At 68.5% G+C, this 24,273-nt stretch carries 24 protein-coding genes; 14 read left to right on the top strand and 10 right to left on the bottom strand.

Annotation, left to right across the window (positions count from 1 at the left end):
• Nucleotides 1-41 precede the first annotated feature (41 nt).
• The 3 genes from ODI_RS17700 to ODI_RS17690 all read left to right on the top strand — a co-directional run bounded on the left by ODI_RS17700 (nt 42) and on the right by ODI_RS17690 (nt 2,567).
• Entirely contained in the window at nt 42-608 is a 567-nt protein-coding gene (locus tag ODI_RS17700; protein WP_067748795.1) for a DcrB/PsbP domain-containing protein, read from the top strand.
• Between the two features lie 31 nt (nt 609-639).
• Nucleotides 640-1,290, top strand: coding sequence for a DNA oxidative demethylase AlkB (alkB, locus tag ODI_RS17695; RefSeq protein ID WP_067748798.1), 651 nt, complete (start codon nt 640-642; stop codon nt 1,288-1,290).
• A gap of 173 nt (nt 1,291-1,463) precedes the next feature.
• Nucleotides 1,464-2,567 (top strand): branched-chain amino acid aminotransferase, encoded by a 1,104-nt coding sequence (locus ODI_RS17690; RefSeq protein ID WP_067748801.1) that lies wholly within the window; start codon nt 1,464-1,466, stop codon nt 2,565-2,567.
• Nucleotides 2,568-2,647: 80 nt separating this feature from the next.
• Here ODI_RS17690 and ODI_RS17685 read toward each other — a convergent pair whose 3' ends face one another.
• Complete coding sequence (locus tag ODI_RS17685; RefSeq protein ID WP_067748925.1) at nt 2,648-3,544, bottom strand: LysR family transcriptional regulator; 897 nt, start codon at nt 3,542-3,544, stop codon at nt 2,648-2,650.
• Between the two features lie 129 nt (nt 3,545-3,673).
• Here ODI_RS17685 and argC point away from each other — a divergent pair, with 129 nt between their 5' ends.
• The 6 genes from argC (at nt 3,674) to ODI_RS17655 (ending at nt 9,445) form a co-directional block, all read left to right on the top strand.
• Nucleotides 3,674-4,624: an N-acetyl-gamma-glutamyl-phosphate reductase gene (gene argC / locus ODI_RS17680; RefSeq protein WP_067748804.1), complete on the top strand. Its 951-nt coding sequence runs from the start codon at nt 3,674-3,676 to the stop codon at nt 4,622-4,624.
• Between the two features lie 5 nt (nt 4,625-4,629).
• Nucleotides 4,630-5,895: a Zn-dependent hydrolase gene (locus tag ODI_RS17675; RefSeq protein WP_067748930.1), complete on the top strand. Its 1,266-nt coding sequence runs from the start codon at nt 4,630-4,632 to the stop codon at nt 5,893-5,895.
• Nucleotides 5,896-5,960: 65 nt separating this feature from the next.
• A complete protein-coding gene (locus ODI_RS17670) occupies nt 5,961-6,431 on the top strand; it encodes a RidA family protein (protein ID WP_067748807.1) in 471 nt (156 codons plus the stop codon).
• 12 nt (nt 6,432-6,443) lie between these two features.
• On the top strand, nt 6,444-7,634 hold the full coding sequence (locus tag ODI_RS17665; protein WP_067748810.1) for an aminotransferase class V-fold PLP-dependent enzyme: 1,191 nt from the start codon (nt 6,444-6,446) through the stop codon (nt 7,632-7,634).
• Between the two features lie 384 nt (nt 7,635-8,018).
• On the top strand, nt 8,019-8,924 hold the full coding sequence (locus ODI_RS17660) for a PAS domain-containing protein (RefSeq protein WP_067748813.1): 906 nt from the start codon (nt 8,019-8,021) through the stop codon (nt 8,922-8,924).
• Between the two features lie 116 nt (nt 8,925-9,040).
• Nucleotides 9,041-9,445, top strand: a complete 405-nt coding sequence (locus tag ODI_RS17655; protein ID WP_067748816.1) for a hypothetical protein — start codon at nt 9,041-9,043, stop codon at nt 9,443-9,445.
• A 98-nt stretch (nt 9,446-9,543) separates the two neighbouring features.
• On the opposite strand, the gene loiP is transcribed toward ODI_RS17655, so the two are convergent.
• Nucleotides 9,544-10,311, bottom strand: a complete 768-nt coding sequence (gene loiP / locus ODI_RS17650; protein ID WP_067748819.1) for a metalloprotease LoiP — start codon at nt 10,309-10,311, stop codon at nt 9,544-9,546.
• Between the two features lie 267 nt (nt 10,312-10,578).
• On the opposite strand from loiP, the gene copM reads away from it, so the two are divergent.
• Nucleotides 10,579-10,953, top strand: a complete 375-nt coding sequence (gene copM / locus ODI_RS17645) for a CopM family metallochaperone (RefSeq protein WP_082985109.1) — start codon at nt 10,579-10,581, stop codon at nt 10,951-10,953.
• A 196-nt stretch (nt 10,954-11,149) separates the two neighbouring features.
• On the opposite strand, the gene ODI_RS17640 is transcribed toward copM, so the two are convergent.
• The 6 genes from ODI_RS17640 to ODI_RS17615 form a co-directional block, all read right to left on the bottom strand.
• Nucleotides 11,150-12,175: an alpha/beta fold hydrolase gene (locus ODI_RS17640; RefSeq protein WP_082985110.1), complete on the bottom strand. Its 1,026-nt coding sequence runs from the start codon at nt 12,173-12,175 to the stop codon at nt 11,150-11,152.
• A gap of 41 nt (nt 12,176-12,216) precedes the next feature.
• Nucleotides 12,217-14,184: a metallophosphoesterase family protein gene (locus ODI_RS17635; protein WP_067748821.1), complete on the bottom strand. Its 1,968-nt coding sequence runs from the start codon at nt 14,182-14,184 to the stop codon at nt 12,217-12,219.
• A 248-nt stretch (nt 14,185-14,432) separates the two neighbouring features.
• Nucleotides 14,433-15,410, bottom strand: coding sequence for a tripartite tricarboxylate transporter substrate binding protein (locus ODI_RS17630; protein ID WP_067748823.1), 978 nt, complete (start codon nt 15,408-15,410; stop codon nt 14,433-14,435).
• 115 nt (nt 15,411-15,525) lie between these two features.
• Entirely contained in the window at nt 15,526-16,566 is a 1,041-nt protein-coding gene (locus ODI_RS17625; RefSeq protein ID WP_067748826.1) for a hydroxyacid dehydrogenase, read from the bottom strand.
• 78 nt (nt 16,567-16,644) lie between these two features.
• A complete protein-coding gene (locus ODI_RS17620; protein ID WP_067748828.1) occupies nt 16,645-17,313 on the bottom strand; it encodes an RraA family protein in 669 nt (222 codons plus the stop codon).
• Nucleotides 17,314-17,467: 154 nt separating this feature from the next.
• Entirely contained in the window at nt 17,468-18,367 is a 900-nt protein-coding gene (locus ODI_RS17615) for a LysR family transcriptional regulator (RefSeq protein WP_067748830.1), read from the bottom strand.
• A 125-nt stretch (nt 18,368-18,492) separates the two neighbouring features.
• On the opposite strand from ODI_RS17615, the gene ODI_RS17610 reads away from it, so the two are divergent.
• Nucleotides 18,493-19,650 carry an alpha-hydroxy acid oxidase gene (locus ODI_RS17610; RefSeq protein ID WP_067748832.1) on the top strand — a complete coding sequence of 386 codons (1,158 nt, stop codon included), beginning with the start codon at nt 18,493-18,495 and terminating at the stop codon, nt 19,648-19,650.
• Nucleotides 19,651-19,663: 13 nt separating this feature from the next.
• On the opposite strand, the gene ODI_RS17605 is transcribed toward ODI_RS17610, so the two are convergent.
• Entirely contained in the window at nt 19,664-21,253 is a 1,590-nt protein-coding gene (locus ODI_RS17605; RefSeq protein WP_067748834.1) for an EAL domain-containing protein, read from the bottom strand.
• Nucleotides 21,254-21,478: 225 nt separating this feature from the next.
• Between ODI_RS17605 and ODI_RS17600 the strand changes: the two genes are divergently transcribed.
• The 3 genes from ODI_RS17600 (at nt 21,479) to ODI_RS17590 (ending at nt 23,500) form a co-directional block, all read left to right on the top strand.
• A complete protein-coding gene (locus ODI_RS17600) occupies nt 21,479-22,033 on the top strand; it encodes a DUF3455 domain-containing protein (protein ID WP_067748837.1) in 555 nt (184 codons plus the stop codon).
• Nucleotides 22,034-22,196: 163 nt separating this feature from the next.
• Nucleotides 22,197-22,763 carry a sigma-70 family RNA polymerase sigma factor gene (locus tag ODI_RS17595; protein ID WP_067748840.1) on the top strand — a complete coding sequence of 189 codons (567 nt, stop codon included), beginning with the start codon at nt 22,197-22,199 and terminating at the stop codon, nt 22,761-22,763.
• The gene (locus tag ODI_RS17590; protein WP_067748843.1) at nt 22,760-23,500 is read left to right on the top strand and encodes an anti-sigma factor; all 741 of its coding nucleotides are present in this window, start codon (nt 22,760-22,762) and stop codon (nt 23,498-23,500) included. The genes ODI_RS17595 and ODI_RS17590 overlap by 4 nt, the downstream gene beginning before the upstream one ends.
• Before the next feature lie 17 nt (nt 23,501-23,517).
• On the opposite strand, the gene ODI_RS17585 is transcribed toward ODI_RS17590, so the two are convergent.
• Nucleotides 23,518-24,240: a glutathione binding-like protein gene (locus tag ODI_RS17585; RefSeq protein ID WP_067748846.1), complete on the bottom strand. Its 723-nt coding sequence runs from the start codon at nt 24,238-24,240 to the stop codon at nt 23,518-23,520.
• Nucleotides 24,241-24,273 lie beyond the last annotated feature (33 nt).

Here is a 24,273-nt window from a genome sequence, read left to right as displayed (position 1 = left end):
GGCTAAGGTCGCGCGACGTTCCTCCATGGTGGCATTCCTTCATGCGCATTTTCGCAACAGCCCTCGCCGCCCTCGGCCTGTCCGCCGGCCTGATGGCGCCGGTCCACCCGGCCGAGGCTGTCCAGGTCCGCCTGCTGGATGGCGTCCTGCACCTGGCCGTTCCCGCGGATATTCCCGAGGAGGACATCGGGCTGAATCAGTCGGACACCGCGCTGGGCATCCTGGACGGCCGCATGTTCGCCGACACGGACCGCCGCATCGGCGTGGCGGTGCTGGAACGCAAGGTGGCGCCGGCGCAGGCGGGCGAGACGCCCGCCGACCTGTCCCGCGCCGCCCAGGCCTACATGGCCGACCAGCGCGGCACGGTGTCGGGCTTGCGCACGGTCGCCAATGAAGCTTTCACCGTCGGGGGCCTCCCCCTGCATCGCCTGGAATGGGTGGGCGCCGTCATGGACCTGCCTTCGCGCGTGACGGTATTCTTCGCCCGTGCGCACGGCCGGCAGGCCGAGGTGCAGGTCTACACGGGCTATCGCGACGAGGCCGGGCATCGCGCGCTGGTGGCGCGCATCCAGGCGTCCTTGCGGGCGACCGTGCCTGCCATGCCCTGACGGCAGCGCGCTGGCAGTACGATTCTTCCTCATGAGCACCCTGGATCTCTTTGCGCAGGCCCGCGTCGGTGACCGCGAGCCGCTGGGCCGCGAGGCCTGCATCCTGCGCGGCTTTGCGCTGGACAGGCAGGACGCGTTGCTGGCGGCCATCGCGCACGTGACCGCCGTTGCCCCGCCACGCCACATGGTGACGCCCGGCGGCTTCACGATGTCGGCGGCGCTGTCCAATTGCGGCGCGCTGGGCTGGGTGTCGGATGCGCGCGGCTACCGCTACGCGGCGCGGGACCCAGGCCGCGACCAGCCCTGGCCGGACATGCCCGCGGTGTTTCTCGGCCTGGCGCGCGACGCCGCGCGGGAGGCGGGCTTTCCCGGCTTCACGCCCGATGCCTGTCTCATCAACCACTATGCGCCGAGCGCGAAGATGTCCCTGCACCAGGATCGCGACGAGCATGACCTGGGCGCGCCCATCGTGTCGGTGTCGCTGGGCATGGAGGCGGTGTTCCTCTTCGGCGGCCACGTCCGTGCCGACCGTCCGCGACGCGTGCCGCTTTATCACGGCGATGTGGCCGTGTGGGGCGGCGAGGACCGGCTGCGCTTCCACGGGATCGCGCCGCTGAAGGATGCGCCGCATCCGCGGTTGGGACCGTTACGGATCAACCTGACGTTGCGCAAGGCCGGCTGAGGTGACGCCCCCCGTGGCCAGCCGGGATTCCCCGTCCGTCGCCGGTCCGGGGCGCCCCGGCCAATCAGCTAAACTCGATTTCCACGACACAAGACACCAAGACGCCGCCGGCGACCTGCGCACCGGATGACGCCTACGCCCTGAACCGCAGTACCGACTTCTTCGAGCACGCGATGAGCACCCTGGCCGACATCACTTCCTCCTTCCGCACGAAGCCTTCCGAGAAGGCCCGCGCGGCCGCCGACCGCGAGGTCATCCTGGCCGATCCCGGCTTCGGCAAGCACTTCACCGACCACATGATCTCCATCGACTGGACCACCGAGCGCGGTTGGCACGATGCCGAGGTCCGCGCCTATGGTCCGCTGATGCTGGACCCGGCCGCGTCGGTGCTGCACTACGCGCAGGAAATCTTCGAAGGCCTGAAGGCCTACCGCCACGCCGACGGCTCCATCTGGACCTTCCGTCCGCAGGCCAACGCCGAGCGCATGCAGCGTTCCGCGCGTCGCCTGGCCCTGCCCGAGCTGCCCACCGAACTCTTCGTCGAATCGATCCGCCAACTGGTGAATGCCGACGCCGCCTGGGTGCCCAGCGCGCCGGAAACCAGCCTGTACCTGCGCCCCTTCACGATCGCCAACGAAAGTTTCCTGGGCGTGCGCTCGGCCCAGCGCGCGGCCTATTACGTCATCGCCAGCCCCGCAGGCCCCTACTTCGCCAAGGGCGTGGCGCCGGTGAGCATCTGGCTGTCCACGGAATACGCGCGCGCCGCCAAGGGCGGCACGGGCGCGGCCAAGTGCGGCGGCAACTACGCCGCGTCGCTGCTGCCGCAGAAGGAAGCCTATGACAATGGCTGCGCCCAGGTGCTGTTCCTGGACCCGCTGGAAGGCAAATACCTGGAAGAACTGGGCGGCATGAACGTCTTCCTGGTGAAAAAGGACGGCACGCTGGTCACCCCCGAGCTGTCGGGCAGCATCCTGGAAGGCGTCACCCGCGCCAGCATCATCCAGCTGTCCCGCGACCGCGGCATCACCGTCGAGGAACGCAAGGTCACCGCGCAGGAATGGCGCGACGGCATGGCCTCGGGCGACGTGGTCGAAGCCTTCGCCTGCGGCACCGCCGCGGTGGTGACGCCGATCGCCGCGCTGAAGGGCCCGGGTTTCGTGGCGGGCGATGAAAACGCGCCGGCCGGCAAGCTGACGATGTCGCTGCGCCAGGAACTCACCGACATCCAGTACGGCCGCCGCGCCGATCCGCATGGCTGGATGACGCGCCTGGTGTAAGCCACCCGCGTGGCCTGATTTGCGCTGACTGCCGGGCGACGCGAAAGCGTCGCCCGTTTGCATGGGGGGGCCGGCTTGCCCTAGCCCCGTCCCACGCCCTGGCGCAAGGCCCACAACACCTCCAGCACGCGTTGCGTGGCGGCCTCGATGCCCTTGGCGCGATGCGCGATGCCCAGCGGCCGCCACAAGGCGGGACGCAGCGGCCGCATGGCGATGCGGGCGTCCGGCGCGGGGGCGCTGGCCTCGTGAGGCAGCAGCGCCGCGCCGTAGCCGGCGGCCACCAGGCTCTTGATGGCCTCGTTGTAGTTCAGCTCGATGCGCGGCGCGGCCTCCAGGCCCGCTGCCGCAAACCATTCCGTGGTCTGCCGGGACAAGCGGGTGCTGGCGTCGTTCTGGATGAGCGGACGCTCGGCCAGCCACGCCGGGCTGACGCGCGCGGGCGTGGGCCACGCGGCGGGCAGGAAGGCCATGACCGGGTCGCGCCGCCAGGGACGCAGCACCAGTCCGCGCACGGGCGCCTGGGGCAGGGCGACCAGGCCCACGTCCAGCCGTCCATCGGCCAGCTTGGCCAGCGTTTCCTGCGTGGTCAGCACGGCCACCTGCACGTCGATGCCCGGATGCGCCTGGCCCAGCCGTTCCAGCGCCTGGGGCAGCAGGTGCGCCAGCGCGCTGGTGGATGCCGCCAGGCGAACCCGGCCGCTGTCGCCGCGCACTTCGCGCGCCACGTCTTCCAAGGCCCTGTCCGCGTCGGCCAGCAACTGGCGCGCGCGCGCCAGCAGCGTTTCTCCCACGGGCGTGGGCCGGACCTGTCCGCGCTGGCGGTGCAGCAGCGGCGCGCCCACGCGTGTTTCCAGGTCGCTGACGTGCAGGCTGACGGTGGGCGGCGCCAGGTGCAAGGCCTGCGCGGCGCGCGTGAACGAGCCCAGGTCGGCGATGGCCACCAGGGTGCGCAGTCGGTCCAGGCTGATCTCACGCATGGCATCTTCCTTCATTCAGTAAAAATGAATTTCACGGTTATGAAATTCAACTTTTCCGAAGTGTAGGGCAGGCGCAAGATGACGTCATCCACACCGGCGCCTGCCGGTTCCACCGATACGGAAAACATCATGAGACCCGCGACAGTCTTCATCGACGGCGACCAGGGCACCACCGGCCTGCAGATCCACGACCGCCTGCGCGGGCGGGTGGACATCCGCGTGTTGACCTTGCCCGATGCCGAGCGCAAGAACCCCCAACGCCGCGCCCAGGCGCTGGACGCCAGCGACGTGGCCATCCTGTGCCTGCCCGATGCGGCGGCGCGCGAGGCGGCTGCGCTGGTGTCGAATCCCGCCACGCGGCTCATCGACGCCAGTTCGGCGCACCGCGTGTCGCCGGAGTGGGTCTACGGTTTTCCCGAGATGGCGCCCGGCCAGGACCAGCGCATCGCGCAGGCCAAGCGCGTCAGCAATCCCGGCTGCTATCCCACCGGCGCCATCGCCTTGCTGCGGCCGCTGGTCGCGGCGGGTCTCGTGCCTGCGGACTATCCCCTGAACATCCATGCCGTGTCGGGTTATTCCGGCATGGGGCGGGCCGGCGTCGACGTGTACGAAGGGCCGGACGCTGCCGGCGCGGCGGCGTTCCAGGCATATGGCCTGGGGCTCGCCCACAAGCACGTGCCCGAGATCGCCGCGCACGCGGGGCTCTCGCAGCGTCCTGTTTTCCTGCCGTCCTATGGCGCGTTCCGGCAGGGCATCGTGCTGACCGTGCCTTTGCATCTGCGCCTGTTGCCGGCCGGCGTGGATGCCGCGGCGCTGCATGCCAGCCTGGCAGCCTGTTATGCCGGCCAGCGCCATGTGCAGGTGGCGCCGCTTGCCGAGGCCGATGACGCCGCGCGGCTGGATCCGCAGATACTCAATGGCAGCAACGATCTGCGGCTCAGCGTCTTCTCCAACGCGGCGCAGGGACAGGTGGTGCTGGCGGCGGTGTTCGACAACCTGGGCAAGGGTGCCGCGGGCGCGGCCGTGCAGAACCTGGACCTGATGCTGGCGCAGCGTACCCTGGCCGACGGCGTATCCTGATGCGCATGACGACAGACTTTCCGCCCATCAATGCCCAGCGCCTGTGGCAGCGCGTCGAGACGCTTTCCACCTTCACCCTGCCGGACCAGCCCTGGACGCGGCGCGCGTTCTCGGATCTGTTCCTGCGCGCCCGCGCGTGGCTGCGCGAGGAATACCTGGCCGCGGGCCTGTCGCCCAGCCTGGATGCGGGCGGCAACCTGATCGGGCGGCGCGCAGGCCGGCTCGCGCAGGCCGCGCCCATCGTCACCGGCTCGCACTGCGACACGGTCGTGGGGGGCGGGCGCTTCGACGGCATCATCGGCGTGCTGGCGGGCATCGAAGTGGCGCAGACGCTGCAGGAACAGGGCATCGTGCTGGCGCACCCCTTGGAGGTCATCGATTTCCTGTCCGAGGAACCCAGCGACTACGGCATCTCCTGCGTGGGCAGCCGCGCCCTGGCGGGGCTGCTGGATGCGGGCATGCTGGCCGCGCGCCGCGCCGACGGCGAGACGCTGGCGCAAGGCATGGCGCGCATCGGCGCCGACCCGGGCGCCTTGGCGCGGCCCCTGCGCAAGCCCGGCGGCACGGCAGCGTTTGTCGAGCTGCACATCGAACAGGGGCCCGTGCTGGAAACACGGCAGGTGCCCATCGGCGTGGTCACGAACATCGTCGGCATCCGCCGGACCTTGATCACGGTGACGGGCCAACCCGATCACGCGGGCACGACGCCGATGGACCTGCGCCGCGACGCCCTGGTGGGCGCCGCGCGCGTGATCGAGGCCGCGCATGCCCGCGCCTGCGCGCTCAGCGGCCAGCCGCATTACGTGGTGGCCACGGTGGGGCGCATCGCCATGACGCCCAATGTGCCGAACGCGGTGCCCGGCTCGGTGGAACTGATGCTGGAGGTGCGCAGCGACAGCCAGACCGTGCTGGACACCTTCGCCGCCGCGGTGCTGGAGGCCGTGGCGCCAGGCCTGGCCGCGCTGCGCGTGTCGGCCGCGGGTGAACCTGTCAGCCAGGCGGCGCCCACCGATTGCGATCCTTTCGTCATGGACGCCATCGAGGCGGCGGCAAGCGCCTTGGCCTATCCCTCGCTGCGCCTGCCCAGCGGGGCGGGACACGATGGCGTGTATGTGTCGCGTACCGGTCCCATCGGCATGATCTTCGTGCCTTGCAAGGGCGGCCGCAGCCACTGTCCGGAAGAGTGGCTGGCGCCGTCGCAACTGCTGGACGGCACACGCGTGCTGTACCAGGCCATCCTGGAATTGGATCGCAGGCTGACGCAGCGTTGAGTCGCCGCGATTGCCCGCAGGCCGCGACACCCGATAGGATGAGGCTTTTTCCCGGAGACAGAAGCATGAGCAAGCGCATTTCCGAACGTGTGGCCGAACTGGGCCTGGCCCTTGAAAAGCCCAATACCCCTGCTGCCAACTACGTCACGTTCGTGCAGGAAGGCAACCTGCTCTACATCTCCGGCCAGACGTCCCGCCAGGGCGGCAAGCCCGCCTGCCTGGGCCTGCTGGGCGGCAATCTCAGCGACGAGGAAGGCCTGCGCGCCGCGCAGCTTGCCGGGCTGGGCGTGATCTCGCAGATCGCCGCGGCCACCGATGATCGGCTGGATCGCGTGTCGCGCATCGTGCGCCTGTGCGTCTATGTCGCCAGCACGCCCGACTTCGGCCGCCATCCCGCCATTGCCAATGGCGCGTCCGATCTCTTCGTGAACGTCTTCGGCGATGCCGGCCGCCATGCCCGCAGCGCCGTGGGCGTGGCCTCGCTGCCCTTTGGCGTGTCGGTGGAAGTCGACGCCATCGTGGCGCTGCATCCCTGAGGCCCGCGCATCATGGTCACGCCGCTTTCGCATGACGAGATCGCACGCCTGCGCGCCGCCACGCCCGGCATCGCGCATACCGTGCATTTCAATCACGGCGGCGCCTCGCTGCCTTCCGCCGCCACCCTGGATGCCGTGCAGGCACAGTGGCAGCGCGAGGCGTCAGGCCCGATGGAGGCCGGCGTGGCCGCGCGCGAGCAGTCCGAGCGTGCCCGCCACCTGGCGGCCCAACTGCTCAACGCCGACCCCGAGGAAATCGCGCTGACCGCGGGCAACTCGCCCGGCTGGGGCGCGGCGTTCGCTGCGCTGGACGGCTGGCGCGCAGGTGACCGGATCCTGGTGGCTCGCCACGAGTGGGGCGGCAACCTGGCAGGCATGCGCCTGGCTGCGCAGCGTCATGGGCTGTCGGTGGAAACGATTCCTTCGGACGGCAGCGGCGTGGTGGATCCCGCCGCGCTGGAGGCCATGCTGGACGCGCGCGTGAAGCTCATCTCGCTGACCTGGCTGCCTGCCAATGGCGGGCTCATCAATCCGGCGGCGGCCGTGGGCCAGGTGGCCCGCCGTCACGGCATTCCCTATTTCATCGATGCCGCGCAAGCCGTGGGACAGGTTCCGGTGGACGTGCGCGCGCTGGGCTGCGACGTGCTGAGCGGCGCGGGGCGCAAGGCCTTGCGCGGCCCGCGCGGCACGGGCCTGCTGTATGTCCGCCAGGACTTCCTGCCTCGTCTGGTGCCGACGGTGGTCGATACGCATTCGGCGCCGCTGGATGCGGACGGCCGTCCTGTCCTGCGTGGCGACGCGGCGCGCTTCGAGCCCGCGGAAACGCCGATGGCCTTGCGTTGCGGCCTGGGCCAGGCCCTGCAGGATGCGCTGGACATCGGACCGGCACGGATCCGCGCCACCATCGACGCGACGGCGCGTGCCCTGCGCGAGCAGTTGGGCGCCGTGGCGGGCGTGCGTGTCATGGACCAGGGCCGCGAGCAGTCCGGCCTGGTGTCGTTCCTGGTGGAAGGCCGGCAGCCCGCGGATGTGCAACGCAGCCTGGCGGCCGAGGGCATCGTCATCGGGGCGAACGGCGTGCCCTACACGCCCCTGGACATGCAGGCCCGCGGCCTGGGCCAGTTGAACCGCGCTTCGGTGAGCTACCTGACGACCCAGGCAGAGATGGACCGCTTGATCCTGGCCTTGCGCAAATTGCCCTGATCGTCGGCGATGGCGACGCATACGCCATAAAACGTCGGACAACATGACACAAAATGCAATGTGTGGCCTCGGCCCCACATTGCGGCGTGTCCCGATGCGTCCTGTGGACACCTCGTCCTTGCCCGGTGATAACATCCGGAGCGAATCCGCGATTGCCGCAAGGCCTCGCGCGTGAGTCCCTCTTCTCCTCCTGGCATCTCCAGCGTGCGCGCCCCATTGGCGCGTCCCTGACATCCCTTCGACACACCCCATTTGCCCGCCGCGCCGACGGGGGCGCGTTCGTGCCTTGCGATCACCCATGCTGTCCTGAAGTGTGGAATCCATGGTGCGAAAGGTAGGACTTGGCGCGGAGCAGCAGTCTTACAGCCGGACCACTGCATCACCATGTTCAATCCCTTCGACGTATTCCAGCGTTCCTCGAAGTCCCGTTTCGTGCCCTCGGGCCCGGGCACCCATTCCCAGGTGCAGGCCGTCATCGAGCTGTTGCCCGACGGCATGATCGTGGGCGCCAACGATGCCATGCTGCACCTGGCGGGCTATGGCCTGACCGAGCTGGCGGGCCAGCACCACCGCATGCTGGTGCCGCCGGCCCTGCGCGAGAACCCGGCCTATGACGCCTTCTGGCAGGGCCTGGCCGAAGGCCGGGGCGACTCCGGCCACTACGCCTTGATGACGCATGGCGGCGGCGAGTGCTGGGTGCAGGGCGGCTACGTTCCCGTCACCGACCGCCGCGGCAAGGTCGTGCGCGTGGTGGGTTACCTGATGGACATCACGGAACAGCGCCGCCGCCAGAATGACCTGGAAGGCCGGCTTGCGGCCATCGGCAAGTCGCAAGGCGTGGTCGAGTTCGGCCTGGATGGCACGGTGCTGCGCGCCAACGAGAACTTCCTGGACGTGATGGGTTACCGTGACCACGAGGTCGTGGGCAGGCACCACCGTCTCTTCGTCGACCCGGCCCTGCACGAGACGCCGGAATATCGCGCCTTCTGGGACAAGCTGGGGCAGGGCGCCTACGACGCCGGGCAGTATCGCCGGATAGGCAAGAACGGCCGCGAGGTCTGGATCCAGGCCAGCTACAACCCGGTGCTGGACGAGAACGGGCGGGCCTTCAAGGTCATCGAGGTGGCGTCCGACGTGACGCAGCGCGCGCGCGACATGGACGGCGTCATGCAGGAATTGCGGCGCTCGGTCGAAGAGATGCACGACATCATGGTGCACATCCGCCAGGCCGCCAGCGGCCAGGCGGATGGCATCGCCAAGGGCGACGGCGCCCCCCGCGACCTGATGTAAACACGCAACCCGCGCACCGCCTCGCATCCGCCGCGCGGCTGCGTGCCAGGCTGGCTTGCGGCACAATCATGGATTAGGCCCGCGCGCCGTTGCCGCGCGGGCACGGACCGACATCCATGAGCACGAGCTTTCCCATCCGCGAAGAATGCCCGCCGGGCGCCTGTCAGTGCGGCCGTGACGTCCTGCTGGGCGACCCGCAGGGCGACACGCGCATCCTGATGCTGACCAAGGCCGAAGAAAAGAAGCTGGTCGCGCGCCTGGAAAACATCGAAAGCCTGGAAGACCTGCAGCGCATGCAATCGCGCATGGCTGCGCAACTGGGCATGGTCGTCACCATCACCCCGGGGGCCGGCGAGGTGCGCACCGTGCGCGGCTTCAACATCGAGATCGAAGACCGCCCCGGTCTTTGCAGCAAGACCCGCCAGACGGTGCCCGCCGCCATCCGCCGCGGGCTGGACCGCCGGCCCGAGATCGCCTGGGCACTGCTGGATTCGCAGGATCTGCTGGGCGGCTTGTTCTGAGCTGAAGCCACCAATGCAAACCGCGCCCCTGGGGGCGCGGTCTTCGGGCCGACAGGCCCGCAAACCCGCCTGATGGCGGGTTTGTTCTTTCCCAGGGCTTACTTGCCGCCCTTCAGGCGCGACTCCAGGCGCGAGGCGCGCTCGGGCGACGCCGGGTGCGAGCTGAGCATGCTGTGGCCGTCGCCGCTGCCGCCTTCCAGCTTGGCCAGCTTCTGGAACGCCGTGACCAGGCCCTTGCGGTTCATCTTCTTCTGCGTCAGCAGGTCGAAGGAGTAGTCATCGGCGGCCAGTTCCTGCGATTGCGAGAATTGCGCGTTGATGAACTTCTCGGTCAGGTCGCCCAGTTGCGACTGGGTCAGGGCGGCAACGGCACTGTTGCCGGCCGAGGCAGCGGCGCCGCGGGCGGCGCTGACGGCGTAGGCCGTCTGCATGGCGCTCTTCGAGTGGCCCAGGGCGACGTGGCCCATTTCGTGGCCGATCACGCCGCGCACTTCGTCGTCGTTCATCAGGTCCATCAGGCCGCTGTAGACGCGGATGCAACCATTGGCCATGGCCCAGGCGTTCACATCGGGGGTCAGGTAGACCTTGTAGTTCGGGGTCTGGCCGTTCAGGGTTTCGTTGCCGAAGCCCTTCATGATCTTGTTCAGGCGGACCGTGTACTTGCTCTTGGCGCCGGCAACCTTCTCTTGCTGGTCGCTTTCGGTGCAAGCGGCATCCGACAGCTGGATGACTTCGGCGTCCGACAGGCTCACGGCCTGGACCATGTTGGAGCCGGCGGACAGCAGTCCGTCGGTGTTCATGTTGGCGCAACCGGCGAGCACGGCGGAGGCAGCCAGCAGGGCGGCGGTCAGGGCGGTTTTCTTCATTGCTTTTTCCTCTTTCCCGAAGTGGACGTGATGAATGACGTATGGCACGCAAGGCCGGCGAGTTATCGGCCCCGCCTGTATCCGGGCTGAAATGTAACAACGCGGTCCCGTCAAGGCTGTGTCGGGTTTTGGCGCGATGCAACCAAATGCAATCGTCTTGCAACGATATTCCAAAAGCACGGCCGCGCTTGACCTTGCCAGCATGGCAACGTGGAAGGTGCCTCCATGGCGGGCGCCGGGCTCGCGCAAGGATCAAGGAGAGGAAGGATGATTGCAATTCGTTCGATGCTGGCCTGTGGCCTGGTGGCGGTGGCCGGCCTGGCGCAGGCCGCTCCGGCCGATGGCGGCCATGCTGGCCACGGCGCCGGCGGCCAGGCCGCGGCCTCCCCCAGCACGCAGGCCTATCAGGCCGGGGCGGCGCGCATGCACCAGGGCATGGACATCCCCTACACAGGCGACGCCGACGTGGATTTCGCGCGCGGCATGATCCCGCACCACGAAGGCGCGATCGACATGGCGAAGGTGCAACTGGCGCACGGCAAGGATCCCGAGCTGCGCAAGCTGGCCCAGGAAGTCATCGATGCGCAGGAAAAGGAGATCGCCTTCCTGAAGGCGTGGCTGGCGAAGCACGCGCCGCGGTAAGCGGGGGGCGCGTTCCCGGCACGGCCTTGGAGCTGGCGCGGACGCGGCGCGCGAGGTTGCTGACGTCAGCGGGTTCGGCAACGGCAATGCCCCGGCTGTTAAACATTGACGCACATTCACCGGCGGCCTGGACTTTCCCCGTCAGGAAGAAGGCCGGGCAACGCCCGGCCCGTGCCTTGGCACGCTGGCAACGACGTCAGCCGGCCAAGTCCTTCAGCAAGGCACCATTGAAGCGGGCCGGTGCCTCCACTTGTGGCGAGTGTCCCAATTCCTGGAATTCGATCAGCGTGGCGCCTGGAATGGCCTGCGCCGTCTTGCGGCCCAGTTCGGGATAGTTGCCCAGGCGCGCGGCAATCTCCTTCGTGGCCCGGTTGGCGCCAGGCGCGCTACGGTCCGTCTGTCCGATGATGAGCGTGGTGGGCACGCGGATGTTGCCGAACTCGTGCACCACGGGCTGCGTGAAGATCATGTCGCCGGTCTGGGCGGCATTGCGCGAGACGATCTCCTTGCCGGGGCCGGCATACAGGCCGGCCAGCATGTGCACCCAGCGGTCGTACTCCGGCTTCCACTGGCTGTCGTAATAGAACTTCTGTTGGTAGCCGCGCAGCGTTTCGTAGCGGGTCTTCAGCTCGCCCTCGTAGGCAGAATCCAGCGTGGCATAGGGCACGCCCTCGGCCTGGTAGTCCTCCAGCCCGATGGGATTCACCATGACGAGCTTCTCGGTGCGTTCGGGATGCATCAGCGCGAAGCGCGTGGCCAGCATGCCGCCCATCGAATGGCCGATGACGGTGGCGCGTTGGATCTTCAGCGCGTCGAGCAGGCCGGCCGTGTTGGCGGCCAGCTGATGGAAGCTGAACTGATAGGACGCGGGCTTGCTGGAGGCGCAGAAGCCGACCTGGTCGGGCGCCACCACGCGGTAGCCCGCCTGCGACAGCGCGGCGATGGTGTCCTGCCAGGTGGCACCGCAGAAATTCTTGCCGTGCAGCAACACCACGGTGCGGCCGTTCGCCTGGCCTTGCGGCGCCACGTCCATATAGGCCATTTCCAGCTGCTGGCCTTGCGAGCTGAACGCGTGGCGCTGGATGGAGTGGGGGTAGTCAAAGCCTTCCAGTTGCGGGCCGTAGGCGGGCGAGGTGCCGGGCTTGGGTGCCTGTGCCAGGGCGCCAGCCGCGAGGCCCAGCGTGGAGAGGCCCAGCAGGCCGATGCGTGCGAGTTTGATCATTCCGTTCGATCCCTGTTTTGTTTGCCGGAACGGACTGTGACTTAGACGCGTGCTTCGGGTTCCATGACAGTTGTGTGCAGGCTTTCCGTGCCACGGGGCACGAAGCAGGTGGATGGACTGCCATCGGCGTTGTGCTGGACGATGCGCGAGGGACGTCCCTGCGCGTCCAGCCAGACCTGGCCGATGCCCGCGCCGTTCCACAGCCGCTCGCCGGCGCGCGCGCGGTCGGGCACGCGCGGATCGATGTCCAGGTGGCGCCGCTTGGTCAGCCAGTTCAGCGGCGAGCGCGGGGAATACAGCCAGCGGTTGGCGCGGTCCAGCCAGTCGAGCAGGCGGCGCGGGAACTCGTTCTTCATGCCGCTGCTGGTGATCTGCCAGAGGCGCGGACCGTCTTCGCGGTCGCGGATGTGGATGTCGTAGACGAAGCTGTAGTGCACGTCGCCGGACAGGATCACGTAGTTGCCCGGCGTGCGGGTGTGCCGGAAGATATTCATCATGACCTGGGCGGCGCCGCGGTGCGCCATCCAGTTCTCGGCATCCACCATCAGCGGGTGGCCGGCCCAGGTGAACAGGCGCTGGACCACTTCGATCAGCTTCACGCCGAACATGGGCGCGGGCGAGACGACGATGGCGGACTCCTCGCCCAGCAGGTCCTGCTGCAGGGCGCTCAAGGACTCCCAGTCCATCAGGCCAGAGGGCCGGCCTGGCAGGCGGCGGTTGTGCCAGCGCTGCGTGCGCGTGTTCAGCACGACGAGCTTGGGTTGCGTGTCCAGCACGTAGTGCCACTCGTCGAAGGCGAGCAGCGTGTCGACCCAATGATCATGCGCCGACAAGGCAATGCGCCCCTGGTCGTCGACCGTGTCGGTCAGGGCTTGCGCCGCGTCCAGCAGGTGCCCGAAGGCATCGGGGCGGTTGCCCCAGCCCTGGCACAGCGCATAGGCCGCCAGCGCATTGCCCACGATGCGGCGCGAGAACGGATGGCCGTAGGCGCAGGTTTCCCATTGCGCGGACAGGTTCCAGTCGTCGGTGACGTCGTGGTCGTCGAAGATCATCAAGGTCTGCACGTGCGCCATGGCGCGTGCGGCGCGCGGCAGCGTCGCGACGAATGCCGCCAGCGATTGCTTTTCCTTCGCCCAGCGATTCGCGTGCTCGGGCGACAGCGCGGGCGGGGCCAGTTCCCCGGCAATCTCCCAGGCCGTGGGTGACCAGGCCAGCAGGTACATGGCCAGCACTTCCGCCAGCGTGATCAGGTGGTTGTGCGCGCTGTTGGTCGTGAAGACGGGCTTGCGCACGCCGCCGAAGAAGCGCTCGCGCAAGGCCTCGTTGGCGCGGATGTCCGGCAGCAGCGCTTCGCGGCGGTAATAGGTGTCGGGGTGCGTATAGAGCTGGGCGCTGTCCTTCACGACGCCGCCTTCCAGGCATTCGCCGTACAGCGCCAGTTTCCCGATCAGCGCGTGGATGGCGACCAGAGAGGGGCCCGCCACGTCATCGGCATAGACCTGGTCGCCGCACAGCATCATCATCGCCGGCATGTCCTCCGGCCTGGCCTGCGCGGCCAGCAGGCCGTCCACGTGAGCCAGCGCGTCGGGGCAGGCGGTGTGGGGCTTGCGGCACGAGCCGTACAGCAGGTTGTCCAGGCGCGGGCGCAGGACGAAATGCGGCAGCGCGCCGTCATCGGCCAGCAGGTGGGGCGCCCAGTGGGCGATGCCCTGTTCGCCGTCGCTGGCGTCGCGCACCCGCAGGTCATAGGCGATGCGCGTGTCCTGCGGCAGCGGCGTGTCCAGCCGCACGTCCAGATAGTGGATCCACGCAAACTTACCCACGGCCACCGCGCGGCAATGCCGTTCCGACAACGCGATCGTCTGCGCCTCGGCATCGCCCTCGGCGTGCAGGCTGAGAGACAAAGGCAGCGGCCGGCTGCCGACCAGCCAGATCAACAGGCGCTCAGGCGTCAGGCGACGAAGGATGGGGCCGGCCAGGACATCGGGCAGCGGGAAATCTGCGGGCATGGAAATGATCCGGGCGCAAAGGCGCGATGCGGCACAGCCCCGGGGGCCGGCGCGGCGCAGTGTAGCCGACCCGGATGACAAGAAAACAAAAGGGTCGGATACAAGATCCGACCCCGAAGTTCCCAAAAAAGCACCCCAAGCGCAACGCCCCAGAAAAAGCTCAGCAAGCGTCCAGGCACGGGGGAGCCGGCTCCGCCGGTCCCCCGAAGCCGCCCCCTGGGGGGAGGCGCGCAGCGCCTCGGGGGGGCCTATTTATCCAGCCAAGGCGCCTCATCCCACAGCTTGCGGAATTGCGCTTCGCCTTGCGCCAGTTCCTGGGCGTAGGCGTCCGGCGGCAGGTAGCGCAGCGGGGCGAACAGTTCGCGGGCCTTGGCCTGGAACTCGGGATCGTCCACGGTCTGCTTCACCGCGCTCACCAGCTTCTTGCGGATGTCCTCGGGCAGGCCCTTGGGCGCGGCCAGGCCGCGCAGCGAGGCCAGTTCGAAGTCGTAGCCCTGTTCCTTGAAGGTGGGCTGGTCGGGCAGGATGGGCGAACGGGTGTTGGCCATCTGGCCCAGGAAGCGGATGGGGGTGCCGCCCTTCTGGTATTGCAGCACTTCGCCCACGTTGATGGCACCGATCATGATCTCGCCGCTCGACACCGCGCCGCGCACTTCGCCCGCGCCCTTGTAGGGCACGTGGGTCAGCTCCACGCCGGCCGTGCGCGCGAAACGCAGCATCGCCAGGTGGTCGTCGGAACCGTTGCCGGTCGTGCCCACCGTGACCTTGCTCGGATTCGCCTTGGCGTACTCGGACAGTTCCTTCAGGTTCTTGACCGGGCTGCTGTCCAGCACGGCGAAGGCGCCGGGATCATCGATCAGGTTGCCGAGCAGGTCGTAGCTCTTCCACGTGAAGGCCGTCTTGCGCTCGATGGGAATGGTCAACAGGTTGGGCGTGTTGATGAAACCGATGGTGTAGCCATCGGGCTGCGCGCGCGCCAGTTCGCCGAAGCCGATGGCGCCGCCCGCGCCGGGGCGGTTCAGCACGACGATGCGGCTGTCGCTGCCCAGGTATTTCTGCAGGAAGGGCGCCATCATGCGCGCCACCAGGTCGGTGCCGCCGCCGGGGCCGTAGGACACGATCAGGTTGATGGGGTGTTCGGGATACGCGGCGGCCGCGGGGGCCGCAAGGCCGGCCGCGCCGAGCATGAGGGCGGCTGCGCCCGCCAGTTTTTTCAGGGTGTGCATTATTGTCTCCTCGATGAGGTCCTCAGTGATGAGGTCGTACGCCCGCGACGGCAGGCCGCCGCGGGAATTCTTCTGCGGCGCCGTGTCGCCACGTGCGCCGTGCTGTGCGTGTCGGTCAGGCCGCCTGGGCCAGGCGCGCCAGGCGTGCCGTGAATGCGGGCCACGCCTGCGGGTTCAGCAACTGCGGCGGACGTTCGCCGCGCAGCATGGCCAGGATCTGTTCGGCGGAGGAGCGCGCCACGTTGCGGCGGCCTTCATGCGTGACGCCGCCGGTGTGGAAGGCGCCCACCACGTTGGGCAGTTGCAGCAGCGGCGCATCGTTGCCGGGCGGCTCGGTCTTCCACACATCCAGGCCGGCGCCGGACAGATGGCCGCTTCGCAGGGCGTCATACAGCGCCGCCTCGTCATGGATGCCGCCGCGCGCGGTCGAGATGAAGACCGCGCCCGGCTTCATGGCCGCGAAGGCCTGCGCGCCGAAGCGGCCGCGCGTGGTGTCGTCCAGCGGGCAGTGCAGCGAGACGATGTCCGAGTCGCGCAGAAGCGTGTCCAGCGCGACGGGCTCGGCGCCGCGTTCGCGAAGGGTGGCGTCGTCCAGGAAGGGATCATGCGCCAGCACGCGCAGGCCGAAACCGTGTGCGATGCGAGCGACCCGCCTGCCGATCTGGCCCAGGCCGACCAGGCCGATGGTCAGGCCGTGGATTTCGTGGCCCATCACGTCTTCGCGCGAGAAGCCGTTCTCGTGGCGCAGGCGGTTGTGGGCCTCGACGATGCGGCGCTTGACCGCCAGCAGCAGGGCGTAGGTGTGTTCGGCGACCGACTCCGCGTTGCCGCCGGCCTGGTTCACCACGGCGATGCCGGCGGCGGTGCAGGCGGGCACGTCCACGGTGTCGTAGCCCGCGCCGCCCGAGGACACGATGAGCAGGTCCGGGCATTGGGCGATGAGGTCGGCGCCGACGAACCATTGGCGCGGCAGCTCGTCCTTGGCGGCCGACACGTGATAGGCATGCGCGCCGCGCAAGCCTGCCAGCGTGCGCGTGTCATCGCCGTGGGCGGGCAGGACGGTCAGCGCGACGCCGGGCGCCTGCGCCATCATCTGGTCGAATATCGGGTTCACCCACAAATCCAGCCGGCACACCCGGGCTGCTTGCTGCTGCATGCAACGTCTCCGTTCTTTGTTCTTCGAAGGCCCGTGCGGCACGCATCATGTGACGCATGCCGCAAGGGCCCGGCGCGATCAGAGCGCGCCCTTGGCCTTCAGCGAGGCATCCACCCACGAGCGATCCAGCGTGCCGGCGGCGATCTGCGCCAGGATCTTGGCCTCCGAGGCCTCGATGTTGCGCACCTTCTCGGCGATGGCATCGGCCTCGCCGACGCGGATGGCCAGCAGGCCGTCGTCGTCGCCGATCAGCAGGTCGCCGGGCAGCACGACCATGCCGTCGATGGTGATGGGCACGTTCAGTTCGCCGGGGCCGTCCTTGTAGGGGCCGCGATGGGCGGAGCCGCGCGCGTAGACGGGCAGCGGGCCGGCGGCCAGCGTCCCGGTGTCGCGGATGGCGCCGTCGATGACGAAGCCGGCCAGGCCGCGATGCGTGGCCCAGCCCACCATGATTTCACCGATGATCGCGTTGCGCATGTCGCCGCCCGCGTCCACCACGATCACGTCGCCGGGTTCGGCCATGTCGATCGCCTTGTGCACCAGCAGGTTGTCGCCGGGACGCGTGCGCACCGTGAAGGCGCGGCCCAGGATGCGGCGCGAAGGATGCACGGGACGCAGGGCCGAGGTGCCGGTGGTGCGGCTCATCGCATCGCTGATGTTGGCGACCGCGAAATCGCGGTAGGCGTCCAGGGTGGCCTGGCTGGGGCCGGCGGGGCAGGGGTTGATCTTGAATCCGAAATCGGCCATGGCGGGCGTGTCTCCTGGTTATAGGTCGGCTTGTTGTAGGAAGCGACTCTACGCCCGCCCTCAGTGGAGATAAAGCGAATAATTTTCTTCGCGATGATCCGCTTTTTGGAAACTGTCAGCAGGCCCGCGTGCGCGGGCGAACGCGGTCCGCAGCCTACAGCAGGCAGCTGGGCGCGTGGAAGTCGATGGTGCGCAGGGCCAGTTCGCGCATGTGCTGCAGCAGCGGGCGGGTGTCGTCGCGCCGCCACTGGATGGTGTATTGCAGCGGCCGCAGCGCCGGGAAGGCCGACAGCAGGTGCACATCGCCGCGCTCGATCATGATCTGCGCCCAGGCGCTGGGCAGGAAGCCCAGGCCCAGGCCCTGGCGGATCAGCCCGGCGATGGCGCCCCAGCTGTTGCAGTTCAGGTTGCGGCCTGGCGAGACGTTCAGCTCCGCCATCCAGTCGTCCAGCATGCGCACGGTGCCTGCGCTTTGCGGCAGGATGATCAGCGTGTGGTCGGCCAGGGCCTGCGGCGGCAAGGTCGCGGGATTGGGCACGGCTTTTTTCGACGCCACCCAGATGAATTCGGTGTTGCCGATCAGGCTGGACGTGATGAAGGGGCGCGTGGACGGTCCCGCGATGATGGCGAAATCCAGCTCGCCCTCCACCAGCCGGCACTCGATCAGTTCGCCGACGCCCACGAAGGGTTCGATGGACAGCTTGGGGTGCGTGCGCTGGATTTCCTCGATCAGCCGCGGCATCCAGGTCAGCGAGGTCAGCTCGCCCACGCCGAAGCGGCAGCGGCCGGACAGCGCGCGGCTGTTGCTGGCCCGCTTCATGAACTGGTCGGCGTTGCGCAGCAGGTCCTTGGCGTGCGGAATCAATTGCTCGCCCAGCGGCGTCAGCGTGGCGCTGCGGGCATTGCGGCTGAAGAGCTCGGAACCGATGGAGGTCTCCAGCTCCGCGATCCGCTTGGACAGCGAGGACACCGAGATATTCAAGCGGTTGGCCGCCACCGCGAAGCTCTTGCAGTTGGCGGCCCAATAAAAGGCCTCGAGTTGCTTGAGGGTCATGGCGGCGTCCGGGATGATGAATAAAAGAGAACTGAAAAGTGTCGATAAATTCGCTTTATTCTAATTGGGTTCGATCCTATATTTCTCGGCCATAACCTGCCCATCCGTTGCGAGGAGCCGAGAGCGTGACCCCATCCCTGCGCCATATCCTGAGCCTGCAAGACTTCGAGGCCGCCGCCCGGCGCATCCTGCCCAAGCCCGTCTATGCCTACGTGTCGGGCGCCGTCGAGGACGGCCTGTCCGAGCGCGCGAACCGCGAGGTCTTCGAGCGGTACGGCTTCCAGCCCAATGTGCTGGTGAACGTGTCGCATCGCGACACCAAGGTGACGCTGTTCGGCGAGGAATACCGCGCGCCGGTGGGCATCGCGCCCATGGGCATTTCGGCCTTGTCCAGCTACCGCGGCGACATCGTGCTGGCGCGCGCGGCCCGCGCCGCCAACGTGCCGTGCATCATGAGCGGTTCGTCGCTGATCCGCCTGGAAGAGGTCATGCAGGAAGCGCCCGGCACCTGGTTCCAGGCCTATCTGCCCGGCGATCCCGCGCAGATCGAGGCGTTGATCGACCGCGTGGCGGCGGCTGGCGTGCGAACACTGGTGTTGACCGTGGACACGCCGGTGGCGGCGAATCGCGAGAACAATGTGCGGGCGGGGTTCTCCACGCCGCTGCGGCCCAGCCTGGGCCTTGCCTGGCAGGGCATCACGCATCCGCGCTGGCTGTTCGGCACCTTCGCGCGCACCCTCCTGCGCCACGGCATGCCGCACTTCGAGAACAACTACGCCACGCGTGGCGCGCCCATCCTGTCGGCCAACGTGCTGCGCGATTTCTCGGACCGCGGCCACCTGAACTGGGAACACGTCTCGGCCATCCGCAAGCGCTGGCAAGGGCCGATGGTGCTCAAGGGCATTCTCAATCCGCGCGACGCCGCCATTGCGAAGGCGCGCGGCATGGACGGCATCATTGTCTCCAACCACGGCGGCCGCCAGCTCGACGGCAGCATCACGCCCCTGACGGCCTTGCCGCAGGTGGCCGAGGCCGCGCCGGGCCTGGAGATCATGCTGGACAGCGGCGTGCGCCGCGGCACCGACGTCCTGAAGGCGCTGGCATTGGGCGCGAAATGCGCCTTCGTCGGCAGGCCCTTCAACTATGCCGCCACCGTGGGCGGCCAGGCCGGCGTGGCGCACGGGCTCACGCTGATCACGGAAGAGATCAAGCGCGACATGGGCCTGCTGGGGGTGGCGACGCTGCCTGAAATCGACAGCACCGTCGTGCGGCCAATGTACTGACGGCCCGCGCGCCTCAGGCGAGGTGGCCTGTCGATGACAGCGGCTCGCAGCCGCGCGTGGGCAGCCAGCGCGCCAGCGCGTCGCTGCTCATCGGGCGGGCGTACAGGTAGCCCTGCACGTGAAGCACGCCCTGGCGTTTCAGGTAGGCGAACTGGATGGCGGTCTCCACGCCTTCGGCCACGGTGCGCAAGGCCAGCCGCTTGCTGAGCGCGATGATCGCGTCCAGGACCGGCGCGTCGCCGTCCAGGCTTTCGATCGCGTTGACGAAGCCCCTGTCTATCTTCAGGAAATCCAGCGGGAAGGCCTGCAGATAGGACATGGCGCAGTGGCCGGTGCCGAAGTCGTCCAGCGCGATGTCCACGCCTTCGGCGCGCAGGGTCTGCAGGGCCCTGACCACTTCCTTGCGGTCGCTGATCAGGCTGCGCTCGGTGAGTTCCAGCGTGATGCGTGGACCCTGCGTGGCGATCTGCGCCGCGAGGCGCCGGACGTCGGCCACGAAGGTGGGGCCCTGCAGGTGTTCCGCCGCGACGTTCACCGCGACGTGAAAGCCGCGCGGCGCCTGCCATTGCGCCATGTCGGCGGCCACCAGTTCGAAGAGGTGGCGTGTCAGCGGGATGATCATGTGCTCGGCTTCCGCCGCGGCAATGAATACGTCGGGACGCTCCCAGCGGCCGTCCGCGCGCTGCCAGCGCAGCAGCGCCTCCACGCCGCCGCAGCGGCCCGCCTGGATGTCGTAGATCGGCTGGTATTGCACCGAGAATTCCCGGCGCGCGATACCGCGGCGGATTTCATCGCGATAGGACATCTTGCGCCGCAGCCAATAGGCCGCGGCCATCATGCACAGCGCCGACAGGATGGCGGCCAGCGGCAGGAAGGCGGTGAAGACGCGCCACCAGGCGCGCACGGATTCCGATTCAGGCGCGGTGACGCCCACGCTGATCCGCGGCGAGCTGGCGCCGTCCGACAGCGGCGAGAAAAGCGGGTGCGTGTCTTGCGGGGGGGCGCCCTGGCTCACCGGGTGGCCGTCGCCGATCACGATGGTCATGTAGTAGCCGCGTGGTTCGCCGATGGCGCGCATGAAGTCGGTCAGGTACTGCCCATCGACGATGGTGTAGGCGCCGACTTCGTGCGCGAGGTCGGCGAAGACCACCGCGGGCCGCTCGCGCACGGCGGTGGTGCCCGCCACCGACAGGGGCCAGCGGCCCAGGCTGGGCAGTTCGCGCTGGATGACGTCGGCCAGCGGTTCCGTCATCGGCCCGAAAGCCGATGAGCAGAACACGTCCGGGCCGTGGGTGAGGCCGATGGAACGGAAATAGGTGCGGATCGAGCCGATGCGCTGCAAGTCGCGTTCCAGGGATTCGCAACCGCCGCCCTGGTGGTCGAGGCGCTTGAGTGTGTCGACGGTGCGCCAGGCATGTTCGGAGATGTTCTCGGCGTGCCGCAGGATGATGCGGGCGGTGGCATCCAGCTCGCGCTGCACGTCGCGGCGCGACTCGAGGAACGTCAGCGCCAGCCCGAGCAGCAGCGGAAAGGCGCCGGCCGCCAACAGGAGCGGCCAGCCGCGTTCGCGTAGGGCAGGGCCGGTGCGTAAGGCAGGAGCCATGAGGATCCAGGAGCCCGTGAGATGACCTGATCTTAGAACGAATGCGGTCTTCGTGGCCTTGCGACGATTCCTGCCGGCAGGCGCGTCGCAGGAGGGTCGCCATGGGGGGAAGTACGTTTCGATACAAATTCCCTGGCGCACCCTGCATCCAAATCCAGCCCTGGCGGGTAGTACCTGTGGCGGCGACATTTCGCCTGCTCAGTTCTCAACTACCAGGAGCACAACATGAACACCCAACGCATCGTTCGTCTTCCCGTCATCGCCGGCGCTTTCGCCGCGAGCATGCTCGCCGCCTGCGGCGCGATGGCCAGCGGCTACAAGCAGGACAGCCTGCCTGACAGCATCAAGGTGCCCGCCGGCAACAAGGTGGCCTGGGAAACCGTGGGCACGGGCGAGATCACGTATGAATGCCGTGCCAAGAAGGACATGCCGAACCAGGCCGAGTGGGTGTTCGCCGGTCCCAAGGCGGTGCTGAAGGATCGTGCCGGCAAGCAGGTCGGCACGTATTACGGCCCGCCCGCCACCTGGGAAGCCAGCGATGGTTCCAAGCTCACCGCCACCCAGCTGGCCGTGGCGCCTGCTGGCGACGGCAACCTGCCGTACCAGTTGGTCAAGGCCAATCCGGTGATGGGCAAAGGCGCGTTGGAAGGCGTGACCTACATCCAGCGTGTCGCGCTCAAGGGCGGCGTTGCGCCCAAGACGCCTTGCACCCCCAGCACGCTGGGCGCCAAGACCCAGGTGACCTACCAGGCCGACTACATCTTCTGGAAAGCCAACTGAGCCACGGCGGATCGAGCCGCCAGGCCGCGCACCGCCGAAGGCGGGGGACCCGCCGGCCGGCGTCCAGACGGGCGCCGGCCGCAGTGGCGGGCAGCCTAGGCATGGGTTAGGATGCCGACGGGGCGCCGTCCGGCAGCTCGCCACCCTGCTTCCCGTGTACGCCATGCCCCAGAGGACCCCTTCATCGTTCGACTACGACGCTGCCCTGGCGGGCTGCGCCGCGGGTCGGCGCGAGTCTCTGCGGCAGCTCTACGAACAAGAGGGCGCGCGCCTGCTGGGCGTTGCGCAACGCATCGTGCGGGACACCGGACAGGCCGAGGACATCGTGCATGACGCCTTTCTCCAGGTATGGACGCGCGCAGGCAGTTTCGATCCCGCGCTCGGTTCCGCGCGCGGCTGGGTCTACAGCATCACGCGCAACCTTGCCCTGAACGCTGTGCGCGACCGCCGCGAGCAGGCCCTGGATGACGACGCGACACAGGCCCTGGAAGCGCGCGAGGCCCTGGCGGCCTGGCGCGACGATGCTGCCTTGCAGACCTTGAAGGACGGCGCGAGCCGCATCGGCTTCTGCCTGGAAAAGCTGGACCCGGAACGCCGGCATTGCATCCTGCATGCCTATGTGGACGGTCTCTCGCATGGCGAGATCGCCCGCCGGCTCGGCACGCCGCTGGGCACGGTCAAGGCCTGGATCAAGCGCAGCCTGCAGGCCTTGCGGGAGTGCCTGGCATGAACACGAACGGCACCACGTCCCCTGGCACCGACGAGCCCGAAGACCTGCATCTGCTTGCCGGGGAATATGTGCTGGGCACGCTGGACGCGGTGCAGCGCCAATCGGTGCAGGCACGCCTGCCGCACGAGCCTGCGCTGGCCGCGGCGGTGCGTGAATGGGAGGCGCGCCTGTTGCCGCTGGCCGTGCTGGCCGAGCCCGTGCCGCCGCAGTCGGCCTTGTGGCAGCGTATCGCCGGCAGCGTCGATGCGCTGACGCGCCGCGCCACGGCCGCGCGTCCCGGTTTCTGGCATCGGCTCTGGCACAGCCTGGTGTTCTGGCGCGGCCTGGCCGGTGCCGGCGTGGCGGCGGTGCTCGTCATGGGCTCGGCGCTGATGTTGCGCAGCATGCCGCCCATCACGCCGCAATACATCGTGGTCCTGGCCGCGCCGCAGAACCAGGCCCCGGGCTGGATGGTGCAGGCGCGGACCGACCGCGAGGTCAACCTCATTCCGCTGGCCGCGTTCACCGTGCCGCCGGACAAGGCACTGGAGTTCTGGACCAAGGCCGACGACTGGCAGGGACCGGTGTCGCTGGGGCTCGTGAAGCCCGGCGAACCCGTGCGCATTCCCCTGGATCGCCTGCCGCCACTGGAGGCCAACCAGCTCTTCGAGCTGACGTTGGAACCCTCGACCGGATCGCCCACCGGCAAGCCGACGGGCCCGATCCAGTTCATCGGCCGGGCCGTGAAGGTGCTATAGCACGCGCAGGGCGATCTTCAGGCCGAGGGCGCCTTCGGGATCTCCAGGCCTCGCGCCACGGCGGGGCGGGCCACGAAGGCATCCAGCACGCGCTTCACGTTCGGAAAGTCCTGGAAGCCGACCAGCTCGCCTGCCTCGTAGAAACCGACCAGATTGCGCACCCACGGCCAGATCGCGATATCGGCGATGGTGTATTCCTCGCCCATGATCCAGTCCTCGCCTGCCAGGTGCTTGTCCAGCACGCCCAGCAGCCGCTTGCTCTCGGCCACGTAGCGGTCGCGCGGGCGCTTGTCCTCGTAGTCCTTGCCGGCGAACTTGTGGAAGAAGCCCAGCTGGCCGAACATCGGGCCTACGCCGCCCATCTGGAACATCACCCATTGCAGGGTCTGGTAGCGCAGGGCAGGGTCGCGCGGCAGGAACTTGCCGCTCTTGTCGGCCAGGTAGACCAGGATCGCGCCAGACTCGAACAGCGGCAGCGGCTTGCCGCCCGGGCCTTGCGGGTCGATGATGGCCGGGATCTTGTTGTTCGGGTTCAGCGACAGGAACGCCGGCGTGAGCTGGTCATTGTTCTCGAAGCCGACACGGTGCGGCTCATAAGGCAGGCCGATTTCTTCCAGCAGGATCGACACCTTCACGCCGTTGGGCGTGGGCAGCGAATACAGCTGGATGCGGTCGGGATGCTGGGCGGGCCATTTGCGCGTGATGGGGAAGTCCGAGAGGGCGTTGGCGGCTTGGGTCAAGGCGGATCCTTTGCAGCGGATGAGGGGAGGGGC

This window comes from Orrella dioscoreae (assembly GCF_900089455.2).
In the GTDB taxonomy this organism is placed as follows: domain Bacteria; phylum Pseudomonadota; class Gammaproteobacteria; order Burkholderiales; family Burkholderiaceae_B; genus Orrella; species Orrella dioscoreae.
Note: the sequence above shows the minus strand (reverse complement) of the source record. Positions and strands in the feature narration are given on the sequence as shown.

What these genes read in the sequence shown, in the direction of transcription:
- ODI_RS17635 (WP_067748821.1), bottom strand. Translation starts at nt 14,184, where the DNA reads ATGCCCGCAGATTTCCCGCTGCCCGATGTCCTGGCCGGCCCCATCCTT.
- alkB (WP_067748798.1), top strand. Translation starts at nt 640, where the DNA reads ATGAGCACCCTGGATCTCTTTGCGCAGGCCCGCGTCGGTGACCGCGAG.
- ODI_RS17675 (WP_067748930.1), top strand. Translation starts at nt 4,630, where the DNA reads ATGACGACAGACTTTCCGCCCATCAATGCCCAGCGCCTGTGGCAGCGC.
- loiP (WP_067748819.1), bottom strand. Translation starts at nt 10,311, where the DNA reads ATGAAGAAAACCGCCCTGACCGCCGCCCTGCTGGCTGCCTCCGCCGTG.
- ODI_RS17690 (WP_067748801.1), top strand. Translation starts at nt 1,464, where the DNA reads ATGAGCACCCTGGCCGACATCACTTCCTCCTTCCGCACGAAGCCTTCC.
- ODI_RS17615 (WP_067748830.1), bottom strand. Translation starts at nt 18,367, where the DNA reads ATGACCCTCAAGCAACTCGAGGCCTTTTATTGGGCCGCCAACTGCAAG.
- ODI_RS17685 (WP_067748925.1), bottom strand. Translation starts at nt 3,544, where the DNA reads ATGCGTGAGATCAGCCTGGACCGACTGCGCACCCTGGTGGCCATCGCC.
- ODI_RS17620 (WP_067748828.1), bottom strand. Translation starts at nt 17,313, where the DNA reads ATGGCCGATTTCGGATTCAAGATCAACCCCTGCCCCGCCGGCCCCAGC.
- ODI_RS17600 (WP_067748837.1), top strand. Translation starts at nt 21,479, where the DNA reads ATGAACACCCAACGCATCGTTCGTCTTCCCGTCATCGCCGGCGCTTTC.
- ODI_RS17665 (WP_067748810.1), top strand. Translation starts at nt 6,444, where the DNA reads ATGGTCACGCCGCTTTCGCATGACGAGATCGCACGCCTGCGCGCCGCC.
- ODI_RS17670 (WP_067748807.1), top strand. Translation starts at nt 5,961, where the DNA reads ATGAGCAAGCGCATTTCCGAACGTGTGGCCGAACTGGGCCTGGCCCTT.
- ODI_RS17605 (WP_067748834.1), bottom strand. Translation starts at nt 21,253, where the DNA reads ATGGCTCCTGCCTTACGCACCGGCCCTGCCCTACGCGAACGCGGCTGG.
- argC (WP_067748804.1), top strand. Translation starts at nt 3,674, where the DNA reads ATGAGACCCGCGACAGTCTTCATCGACGGCGACCAGGGCACCACCGGC.
- ODI_RS17630 (WP_067748823.1), bottom strand. Translation starts at nt 15,410, where the DNA reads ATGCACACCCTGAAAAAACTGGCGGGCGCAGCCGCCCTCATGCTCGGC.
- ODI_RS17660 (WP_067748813.1), top strand. Translation starts at nt 8,019, where the DNA reads ATGTTCAATCCCTTCGACGTATTCCAGCGTTCCTCGAAGTCCCGTTTC.
- ODI_RS17700 (WP_067748795.1), top strand. Translation starts at nt 42, where the DNA reads ATGCGCATTTTCGCAACAGCCCTCGCCGCCCTCGGCCTGTCCGCCGGC.
- ODI_RS17655 (WP_067748816.1), top strand. Translation starts at nt 9,041, where the DNA reads ATGAGCACGAGCTTTCCCATCCGCGAAGAATGCCCGCCGGGCGCCTGT.
- ODI_RS17640 (WP_082985110.1), bottom strand. Translation starts at nt 12,175, where the DNA reads ATGATCAAACTCGCACGCATCGGCCTGCTGGGCCTCTCCACGCTGGGC.
- ODI_RS17625 (WP_067748826.1), bottom strand. Translation starts at nt 16,566, where the DNA reads ATGCAGCAGCAAGCAGCCCGGGTGTGCCGGCTGGATTTGTGGGTGAAC.
- ODI_RS17590 (WP_067748843.1), top strand. Translation starts at nt 22,760, where the DNA reads ATGAACACGAACGGCACCACGTCCCCTGGCACCGACGAGCCCGAAGAC.
- ODI_RS17595 (WP_067748840.1), top strand. Translation starts at nt 22,197, where the DNA reads ATGCCCCAGAGGACCCCTTCATCGTTCGACTACGACGCTGCCCTGGCG.
- copM (WP_082985109.1), top strand. Translation starts at nt 10,579, where the DNA reads ATGATTGCAATTCGTTCGATGCTGGCCTGTGGCCTGGTGGCGGTGGCC.